The sequence below is a fragment of the Schwartzia sp. (in: firmicutes) genome (genome assembly GCF_978017985.1).
In genome coordinates this window covers 1-9,429 of sequence record NZ_CDXDFU010000202.1, presented here as the reverse complement: position 1 = coordinate 9,429, position 9,429 = coordinate 1, and the positions used below count along the sequence as shown (strand labels likewise).

Below are 9,429 nucleotides of genomic sequence, written 5' to 3'. Positions count from 1 at the left end.
TGACGGGCAGCACCCTCTGATTGTATATATCCCCTGCGGGGTAGGCGGTGCGCCGGGAGGTATACTCTATGGGCTGAAACGTATTTTCAAGGATAATGTTCACGTATTCTTCTGTGAGCCTGTCCTCTTCCCCTCCGTGCTTATCGGAATGGCTTCAGATTTATATGAAAAAGCAAATGTCGCAGATTTTGATATACATGGCATTTCAGAGGCTGACGGTCTTGCCTGTGCAAGTCCGTCGGGTTTCGTCACCCGAATAGACCGAAACCTTCTTTCAGGTGATTTCACGATACAGGACGAAAAGCTGTATCCCTTTATGCGAATGCTGATTGATACTGAAAATGTCCGCATCGAGCCTTCAAGCTGCGCCGCATTTATCGGCCCGATTTCACTCACCGCGGACGAAACAGGCTTATCCTATCTTGCCGCTCACTCCATAGACAATGATAAGCTGAATAACGCAGCCCAGATATGCTGGGCTACAGGGGGAAAGCTCGTCCCCGAAGAAGTGTGGAAAGAATATCTGAACAAATAAGTAAAGGGCTTTAGAATAGTCCAATAATTGGACTATTCTAAAGCCCTTTTAATCTTTCTTATTCTTTGTTCCGTAACTTACAAATCATCTGTGTCATAGTCCCCATAGGACACACAGCACACCATGACCGTGGCTTGTAAAGAAGCATCAGCACAATGCCTATTATTGCCGAAGTCAGCATAAGACTGTAAAGCCCGAACGCGAACTGTGCCTGCCACGGCTCCACGCTGCCTGCCGTATACGCCCATTCCCAGGGCACCCGTATACTCCAGAAAAGCGTAACCGTCTCAGAAAGCTCTTTTATTCCTGATGCCACAAGATACGTCGTATAAAGCATCTGCCCGAACATGGTCATAAAAAATGCAAGAAAACCATATCTGAACCATGAACTCCTTAGCCACGACGGCATAAGTACACCCTTTGAAAGGCCGACCTGCTCTCCAAGCACACGCAGCAGCTGCCCTATGTCACAGTAGCGGTTGCAAAAGTCCTTGGTTCCATATCCGAAAGCAAAGATAAACGGCAGGCAGAAGCTGATAAGTCCCAGCCATGCGAAAAGAATATTGAAAAATCCCATAGCAAAATAAAACACAGACCATATCCAAAGATAATGATACCAGTGCTTCTTAATCGGCTGTATAGGCTTCATTCTGCCACCTCCATAGTTATTGCTCCGGCAGGACAGACCATCTCACAGCGTCCGCAGCCTATACACAGCGATGCATCAGCTTCAGCATAGCTTCCGCGTATTACTCTCGCTGCTCCCTTGGGACACACGTCCTCGCAGCTGCCGCATGCCACGCATATATCACGGTTTATTACCGCGCGGCGCCGCTTAACCTTAACCATAAAATCCTTCCTCTCTTTTCTATCCCATTGGCCATCGTCAGAATGACACAGCGTGTTGTTCAATGGTTATTTCACTCTAGATTATGACAGAACAGGAATTATATTACTGTGACTGCGTTACAAAGCACTTGCGTGTAAGGCTTTTATCATTTTTTTCATATTGTATTTTAATCTTAAAATTGTTATAATATTCTTAATCAATCAAATTGCATAAACTCAATTTATTTTATTTATATATTGTAGGAGGTAAAAATTATGGCCAACAAGTACGCAGGAACGCAGACAGAGAAAAACCTTCAGGCAGCTTTTGCCGGCGAGAGTCAGGCACGCAACAAGTATACCTACTTTGCTTCAAAAGCAAAGAAGGAAGGCTTTGAGCAGATTGCAGCACTCTTCCAGAAAACTGCTGATAACGAAAAAGAACACGCAAAAATGTGGTTCAAAGAGCTCGATGGCATCAACGATACAGCTTCCAACCTCAAGGACGCTGCAGACGGCGAGAACTACGAGTGGACGGATATGTATGATGGCTTTGCAAAAACAGCTGAAGCTGAAGGCTTCAAAGAGCTGGCTGCAAAATTCCGCATGGTCGCTGCTATCGAAAAAACTCATGAAGAGCGCTATCGTGCACTTTTGAAGAACGTCGAGACGAAACAGGTCTTCGAAAAGAGCGAAGTCAAGGTATGGGAGTGCCGCAACTGCGGACATATCATTGTTGGAACAAAAGCTCCGCAGATTTGCCCTGTCTGCGCACATCCGCAGAGCTATTTCGAAATCCACGCTGACAACTATTAAGCGCTTTCACGCTTGCGAAATACCATAAAAAACTCCGGTGATTCCTACCATACAGGAATTACCGGAGTTTTTTCATTAGCATTTTACAAAGCAGAGATACACGGCTGATGCCCACGATAGAATAAAGGTAATTTTCCCTACTGTTCCGGAATCGCGCAATGCCGGTATCCTGAAGGATTCTCCTATTCTTTTCAGGCAGGTATACAGCAGCTTTTGCAATACCGCCGCAATGAGAATTGCTGCCGCCACCTTAACCACAAAAATAATGGCAATGCCAAACAGCGTACACACAATACCTATAACGACGAGAACGACCGCAATACCTGCAAGTGTCCCGACCGCAATACCCGTGACAGCAAGCGCCGCGACAAGCACAGCTACGACAATTGCGCCGATTACCTCCAGCATACAGACCACTCCTCTTTATTTGCGATTTGAAAGATTTCCTCTATACGGGACTAATTATCCGTTTGCTCTCTGAAGCTTGCATGAAAATTATTCCCTATTTTAGTCGATCTGTTCTTCATCAGGGATATATTCCATTACCCCGTACTGCACTGAATTTTTCCCTGAACGCTTTGCCTCATACAGTTTTTTGTCCGCAGCGTGAAGCATGTCACGCAAATGGTCCTTGCTGTCAGCAACTCCGGATACGCACCCTCCGCTTATAGTGATATGAAGTTCCTTGTCTTCATACTTTATACGGTCAAGAGCCCACCGCAGCCGAACGATTTTATCCTGCATTGTCTTTGCATCAGATTCATCAATTACCAAAAACTCGTCTCCGCCATAGCGGTAACAAAGTTCCTGCCTGAAAATCTTCGATAGCTGTTCTCCCACCTGTTTCAATACGTAGTCACCGGCTGCATGCCCGTACCCATCATTTATCTGCTTGAAGAAATCCACGTCAAACAACATAACATTGATGCGCTTCCCTTTTTTGTAGATACCGTCAAACGCGACACGCAAAGCACTGCGGTTCATGACCTGTGTCAGCGCGTCTGTATAGGATACCACCATAAGCCGGCGGTGACGTTCCGTAAACAAATAAATCAGCGTGGAAATCAAAACAGTCGCAAGCCATACTAACAGCTCCAGCTTCTGTTCTTCCTTTGTAATCCAACCGCCGTGCCATGTTGCCTGTATCATCCATGTCGTATCAGCAACAGGGAACTCGTAGGCTACAGGGGCATCAAGTGGTTCCGGTCCGGATTCAGTTATAAGATGCGATTCTCCGCTTATATCTATGGTATGCTGAACCTTATAGTCATAAAGAATATTCGGAGAGTAAAGCTCCGTATATTTGAGCATTTGCTGATGATCAAGAATCAGAATAGAAAATCCCCAAAACTCCCCTCTTGTCTCAGTTCCTTTATTCAGATATATCGGGTTGCGGATGATGATTTCTTCTTCATCACGGGGGTATATTTTTATAGGGCCGGACACAGTCATTTCTCCGGTCATTTTCGCATAATTTGCCACCTTTTTTCTATCAGCTGTTTCAAAAAGATTGACATACACATCTTCTTCCTTGGGGTAGACATATGATTGTACTATTCCGTTGGGGGCAAGGCGGATACTTATAATAGCCGGGTTGTCCCACTCGCTGTACATTTTCTGCGCAAGCTCTGAAAAATTCTGTATCTCACCGTTGTTCTGGCGAATAAGGTGCCCCCATGAGGCTGTGTAATTCTCATACATCCTCATGACATTTAAAATCTGATAATCTGCCACATTCTGTATTCTCATCCGAACAATATCTTTTCGCGTTTCACGAATAGAATCATTCAGAAAATAAATCAGAGCCCCCGTAATCAACGCCACAATTAATGAAAACAGCAATATTCTTTTATAGCGTATTCCAGTTCTGTTCATATAAAACACCTTTATCCAAGTTCAAAAATCTCATACGTGAATCATTTTCGCTTCATCGAATTTTAAATTCGCTATTAACATATTTCTACATAATGATTAAAAGTCCTCTTTTTTATGTTTTCACGTTTACATTCTTTTCACTTGACTCACTTGCAATTTTAATCTGATTCCTCTAAAATGCTCTTATCCTACAGATGGAGTGATTTTATGCAGCTCGTTTATACACTTGCGCTGGCAGTGTCGGGCGGATTTTTATTGTCCCTTATACATGCGCCTCTGCCGTGGACGCTTGGCCCGATTCTTTTCGTATCTGCAACTTCATATATATTGAAAAGAAAATTCCTTTGGTCGTTAAAGATACGCAACGCCGCCTTAATTCTTCTTGGATATGGTATGGGACGTCCTTTTACGGCAGAAGCAGGAAATGTGATTCTGACACATCTCCCTCTCATGCTTCTCGCTACTTTTGTTACAATAATTGCCGGTCTATTTGCCGCATGGCTGATGTTTCGGTACACAAAGATAAATTTTACAAGCTGCCTTTTAGGCTGCGTTCCGGGAGGACTTTCCCAGATGGTAATCCTTGCGGATGAAATTCCTGATGCAGATCTTACCGCCGTTACCATCATGCAGACACTTCGTATGCTGTCGGTCGTTTTCACAATTCCTTTTCTTGCTATTCACGTTCTCCCCGCAGGTGATGCCGTGACAGCTTCTGCAATCCATTATGTGTCTGATATCACTGTCATACTGACTTTCGCTGCAGTCGCAATTTCAGGGGCATTCATCGGAAAACTGATACATCTTCCTACCGCGTCGCTGCTCGGCCCTATTCTCAGCACTGCGACATTTCTCGTTATTACAGGAAGCAGCGCGCCTGTGGTCCCTACTGCATTTCTCAATACAGCTCAGGTATTCGTAGGTGCTTATATCGGTTCTAGCATAGACCTCAGAAAAATTCGTGAATACAACGGCATGGGACTTACTTTGCTTCTAGGTGTCATAATGGTCCTCATTGCCTCGGGCTGTATGGCAATCTTCCTGTCGCACGTAACGGGGGCAAACCTTGTTACCATGTTCCTCAGCACAGCTCCCGGAGGACTCGCTGAAATGGGCATTGTTGCTCTGGTGGTACATGCCGATACAGCCACCATGACTGCCTACCAGTTAACCCGCCTTCTTTTTATCATGCTCATTTTTCCGCTTATTGCCAAATATATCGTCAGGCATATTCATCCGGTCAAAAAGCGTGAAGCCTGATTTGTACAGTTTTTTTACTAATCCCCGCAGTTGGTGCCGTGACAAATTCTATGGAATTTTGTCACGGCTTTTTTATGCTTTAATTCATCTCTGCCTTTACTAACTTCTAAAAGTTTTTAGTTGATTGCATAAATCTCTAAATTGTCCATTTTGTGGAAATTAGTCCAAGCGCTGGACTCTAGTTCTTTTGTTGGATTTTTGTTTTTCTATTGGATTTTTCTTGTTTTTATAGGTACAATAAACTAGAATGAAAGGCAGAGGTGAACGAAATGAGTAATAATGATACGAAAAAACCGGTTGTCATAACCGTAGCAAACAACAAAGGCGGAGTTGGAAAAACTACCGCTGCTGCTGCTGTTGCACATCTTTTAAGCCTGAAGGGAAAGCGTGTCCTCCTTATTGACACGGACCCGCAGGGAAACTGCGCCCAGCAGTTCGGTATTGACTCCACAGATGATATAGGGCTCCTCGGCGAGCTCCTGCTTGACCGTGTAAACAGAAACGCAGACGCAAAGCATGCTCCGCTTGAAAACTACATCGTTAAGAGCCCTGTAGTTCCTGATGTCGATGTTCTTTCCGGTGGAAAACCGCTGAACAAGGCAGTCTATACGGTAATCTTTGCCGTTAATTCTGTTGTTGCTGCAAATGTCTTCCGACGCATTATGAAGGAAGCTGATATGTACGATTACGTCGTGGTTGATACTTCTCCGTCCTTCTCCAGCTTTACCGATGCGGTTTTCATGGGAACAGATTGGGTTCTTGCCCCGATGCTTCCGGACAAAAACTCCATCGATGGCGTAAATACTCTCTTCAAATATCTCGCCCCAATCCGCGAAGAAGGCGAGCATGATATCCGTGTAGCAGGAGTTTTCTTTAACCAGGCAAACGATCGCTCGCGCACCCTTCATGAATTTGAGCCGCTCATACGTGACAGCTGGAAGGACTATGTCCTCAAAACAAAAATCCCTGTAAATCCTGCAGCTGTTGCCGGAGCAATCAATGACGATCAGCCTGTCACTCTGAAATATCCGGTTGCAAAAGCGACTAAGGCTTATAAAAAGCTTATTGAGGAGGTGCTCGAACGTGTCGAAGCTTAATCTTGTCAGCCCAAACACACGGGATACAACCACAGGGATTTCCAAATCCTTCCTTTCAGGCATGACTGAAGAAGAGAAAAAAGAAACAATAAAAATGTCAAAAAACATCCAGAGCAAACTGCAGCATAGGGAGGAACTCAGCAAAAAAACTCCTACGCAGTATCAGGGAGAGGACGTCGGCGCAACCGAGGCATTCAAATATCTTTTCCCGGAGCCTTCTATCGAAAAAAAGGTTCCGCTGTCTCTTCTGGATCCTGCTCCAAACGACTGGAACTTCTTTGGCCGTCCGGACAAGGAGCAGTATGAGCTTCTGATTGATTCGATCATCTGCCATGGTCTTTTGAACCCTGTCACTCTTTGGAAACGTCCAAACGGACGATATATGATTCTCTCCGGGCATACACGCGCTTCCGTATTTGAAGCCTGCCGTGATGCCTCGGATGATGACAAGAAAAAGGAATGGGAAGAGATTCCCGCAAAAATTTACGGTGAAGACGAAATAAAAGAGGATACGGCACAGCAGATTATCATCGAAGCTAACATGTGCCAGCGCGCAAAAGAGTCCGTCCGTCTCCGTGTACGCTGCATAGGGCGCCTTGCAGAAATCGGACGGCGCCAGCACCGCTACGGTGACGCTAATGATAAAGTAACGCAGCGTATTGCGGAACGCTGGGGCATAAAACGCTCCTCCGTATTCTTCTATCAGCGAGTTGCAAAATTCCTGCTTCCCGCACTTGCGGACCGTTTCAGCGACCATCTCATGAGTCGTACGGTTACGGACTATCTCTGCCGTCTTTCCACGGATGTGCAGCAGCACATGATTGACTCCGGCTACATCGCACGTCTTACGATTGCTTATGCGCGCCAGTTCAAAGAGGGAATGACCAACGAAGACATTGACAGGATTTTCAGTGAAAGCTCTCCTGAGCGTCACACCTACAACATGCAGCTTTCATTTGCCAAGCCTAAGGATTCTGAAATCCTCGGTATATGCGTATCGAAAAAGGATTTAGAAAAATGCCGCGAAATTGTTCTGAAGGCATTGGCGAACGCAGATATTTCTCAGGAAACAAAGGATATGCTCAAAACACAGTTCTCCAAATAAAGTTCGTACAAAAGAGTCCATTTTTTAGAGATAAGTCCAATATTGGACTTATCTCTAAAAAATGGACTCTTTTCTTTTGTAAATTTGATATATATGCAGGAAAATACAGAGCTATCACGAAATATAAAATATGAGAATAATTTTTAACTCGAATGAAGATGTTTTAACCTATACACAGGACAGGACTGATTAATATGACACCAAAAAATCTCTCAGAGCTGCTGGATATAGACGAATTGAAGAGCCTGCAGAGAAAGTTCGCTGCCGCCACCGGCATGGGCTGTGTCTCTGAGGACAGAAACGGCAGAATAATAAAATCCAATTACATAGCAGATTACTGTCTCTATACTCGCCTTTCCGAAGAAGGACGCAGACGATGCAAGGAATGTGACCGCAGCGATGTGGAACGGGCCGTTGCCTCGCAGAAGATGGTTATTTCAAGATGCCATGCCGGTCTCATCAACTTCACCGCTCCAATCATGGCTGACGGAAAACATGTCGGAGCCATTATGGGCGGTCAGGCTTTTGACCGGCAGCCGGATATGGAAGAAATAAAGAAACTGGCACAAGAGCTCGGTATCCCCGAAGATCGTTATATAGAAGCTGCGAAGGAAATCCCCATAGTTCCGCGCAAACGTATCGAGGGCGCTGCAGAGCTTTTATCAGTCACTGCAAACATTCTCTCCGAAAAAGCATGCGAAGCTCTCCACGCCGAGGAACAGCTCAAGGAAATGGAGCGGGCGAGCAACGCAAAGCTGGAATTCATTTCGAAGCTCAGTCATGATATCCGAACTCCAATTGGAATCATAAATAACATGACGAATTTCGCTCTGGAGGATATAAACGAGCCGGAAAAAGTCAAAGATGAGCTTCAGAAAATACACGCGGCAAACACATATCTGCTGAATCTGATAAATGATGTTCTCGATCTGTCTAAAATCGAAAACGGCAATATCGAGCTTAATCCGGAGCCATACACTTTCAAAGATTTTTCACAGTATCTTGGCACTTTGATTCAGTCCATGTGCGATAAAAAAGGAATCACCTTCAAAATCGAGTCAGTAAATACCGTTGACCCGATTTACGTTGACAAAATGCGTTTCAACCAGATAGGAATGAATCTTTTATCCAACGCGGTAAAATATACTCCTGCAGGCGGTACCGTAACATACATCAACGATGCAGAACGGCTGCCCGATTCAAGAGTAAGGCTGCGTGTAACAGTCAAAGACACCGGCATAGGAATGAGCCCGGATTTTCTGAAGAAGATTTTCACTCCATACTCTCAGGAGCTGGACAATCCTCTTCGGGATAAAACAACAGTAAGCACGGGACTTGGGATGTCCATTGTTGCCAAGCTGATAGAGCTGATGAACGGAACAATTTCTATCGAGAGTGAAGTGGGGAAGGGGACCTCAATCACCTGGGAAGCAATACTGCCGGGTGAGGGTGACAACCCGGCGAACACTGTCGAACAAACATCTAACGCCTCCGAAATGAAAGAAACAGCCCTGACAGGCCGCGTACTTCTTGTGGAAGACAATGAAATCAATACAATGATTGCAGAACGGCTGCTGGAGGATATAGGCCTCGAAATTGACAGTGTAGCAAATGGAAAAGACGGCGTGGCAAAATTCAATGAATCCGAACCCGGATTTTATGACGTGATTCTCATGGATATTCAAATGCCTGTCATGGACGGAGTAGAAGCCATGAAGACTATTCGAAAACTGGACCGGGAAGATGCAGCCAGAATTCCTATATATGCGTTGACCGCGGATGTGTATTCCGAGAAAAATGTAAAGATAGACTCTCTCGGGTTTAACGGAGTTTTGCTTAAACCAATGGAAAGAAATGCGATTTACTCAGCTCTGTCAAAACATCTGAAAACCAAATAAATATATATATACCCC

General features: G+C 44.9%; 9 protein-coding genes and 1 pseudogene. 6 read left to right on the top strand and 4 right to left on the bottom strand.

Annotated elements, in window-relative coordinates; all coding sequences use genetic code 11:
- Positions 1–535, top strand: a pseudogene (locus ACY69O_RS08745) (D-serine ammonia-lyase); the annotation flags it as partial.
- Between the two features lie 58 nt (positions 536–593).
- Here the strand turns inward: ACY69O_RS08745 and ACY69O_RS08740 are convergent.
- Entirely contained in the window at positions 594–1,184 is a 591-nt protein-coding gene (locus tag ACY69O_RS08740) for a 4Fe-4S binding protein (RefSeq protein ID WP_462333083.1), read from the bottom strand.
- A complete protein-coding gene (locus tag ACY69O_RS08735; RefSeq protein WP_462333082.1) occupies positions 1,181–1,384 on the bottom strand; it encodes an ATP-binding protein in 204 nt (67 codons plus the stop codon). Before ACY69O_RS08735 ends, ACY69O_RS08740 begins: the two co-directional genes overlap by 4 nt.
- Positions 1,385–1,639: 255 nt before the next feature.
- Between ACY69O_RS08735 and rbr the strand changes: the two genes are divergently transcribed.
- Positions 1,640–2,179 (top strand): rubrerythrin, encoded by a 540-nt coding sequence (gene rbr, locus ACY69O_RS08730; RefSeq protein WP_462333081.1) that lies wholly within the window; start codon positions 1,640–1,642, stop codon positions 2,177–2,179.
- A 75-nt stretch (positions 2,180–2,254) separates the two neighbouring features.
- On the opposite strand, the gene ACY69O_RS08725 is transcribed toward rbr, so the two are convergent.
- Positions 2,255–2,587, bottom strand: a complete 333-nt coding sequence (locus tag ACY69O_RS08725) for a hypothetical protein (RefSeq protein ID WP_462333080.1) — start codon at positions 2,585–2,587, stop codon at positions 2,255–2,257.
- Positions 2,588–2,686: 99 nt separating this feature from the next.
- On the bottom strand, positions 2,687–3,928 hold the full coding sequence (locus ACY69O_RS08720) for a sensor domain-containing diguanylate cyclase (RefSeq protein ID WP_462333079.1): 1,242 nt from the start codon (positions 3,926–3,928) through the stop codon (positions 2,687–2,689).
- Between the two features lie 333 nt (positions 3,929–4,261).
- On the opposite strand from ACY69O_RS08720, the gene ACY69O_RS08715 reads away from it, so the two are divergent.
- The 4 genes from ACY69O_RS08715 to ACY69O_RS08700 all read left to right on the top strand — a co-directional run bounded on the left by ACY69O_RS08715 (position 4,262) and on the right by ACY69O_RS08700 (position 9,414).
- Complete coding sequence (locus ACY69O_RS08715) at positions 4,262–5,314, top strand: AbrB family transcriptional regulator (protein ID WP_462333078.1); 1,053 nt, start codon at positions 4,262–4,264, stop codon at positions 5,312–5,314.
- A 269-nt stretch (positions 5,315–5,583) separates the two neighbouring features.
- Positions 5,584–6,411, top strand: a complete 828-nt coding sequence (locus ACY69O_RS08710) for a ParA family protein (RefSeq protein WP_462333077.1) — start codon at positions 5,584–5,586, stop codon at positions 6,409–6,411.
- Positions 6,398–7,516, top strand: coding sequence for a ParB/RepB/Spo0J family partition protein (locus tag ACY69O_RS08705; protein WP_462333076.1), 1,119 nt, complete (start codon positions 6,398–6,400; stop codon positions 7,514–7,516). The genes ACY69O_RS08710 and ACY69O_RS08705 overlap by 14 nt, the downstream gene beginning before the upstream one ends.
- 194 nt (positions 7,517–7,710) lie before the next feature.
- On the top strand, positions 7,711–9,414 hold the full coding sequence (locus tag ACY69O_RS08700) for a hybrid sensor histidine kinase/response regulator (protein WP_462333075.1): 1,704 nt from the start codon (positions 7,711–7,713) through the stop codon (positions 9,412–9,414).
- Positions 9,415–9,429: the final 15 nt, after the last annotated feature.

Bases quoted from the DNA above. Each gene is read 5' to 3' on its own strand.
- ACY69O_RS08720 (WP_462333079.1), bottom strand. From the start codon at position 3,928: ATGAGAATACAGAATGTGGCAGATTATCAGATTTTAAATGTCATGAGG.
- ACY69O_RS08740 (WP_462333083.1), bottom strand. From the start codon at position 1,184: ATGAAGCCTATACAGCCGATTAAGAAGCACTGGTATCATTATCTTTGG.
- ACY69O_RS08700 (WP_462333075.1), top strand. From the start codon at position 7,711: ATGACACCAAAAAATCTCTCAGAGCTGCTGGATATAGACGAATTGAAG.
- rbr (WP_462333081.1), top strand. From the start codon at position 1,640: ATGGCCAACAAGTACGCAGGAACGCAGACAGAGAAAAACCTTCAGGCA.
- ACY69O_RS08735 (WP_462333082.1), bottom strand. From the start codon at position 1,384: ATGGTTAAGGTTAAGCGGCGCCGCGCGGTAATAAACCGTGATATATGC.
- ACY69O_RS08725 (WP_462333080.1), bottom strand. From the start codon at position 2,587: ATGCTGGAGGTAATCGGCGCAATTGTCGTAGCTGTGCTTGTCGCGGCG.
- ACY69O_RS08710 (WP_462333077.1), top strand. From the start codon at position 5,584: ATGAGTAATAATGATACGAAAAAACCGGTTGTCATAACCGTAGCAAAC.
- ACY69O_RS08715 (WP_462333078.1), top strand. From the start codon at position 4,262: ATGCAGCTCGTTTATACACTTGCGCTGGCAGTGTCGGGCGGATTTTTA.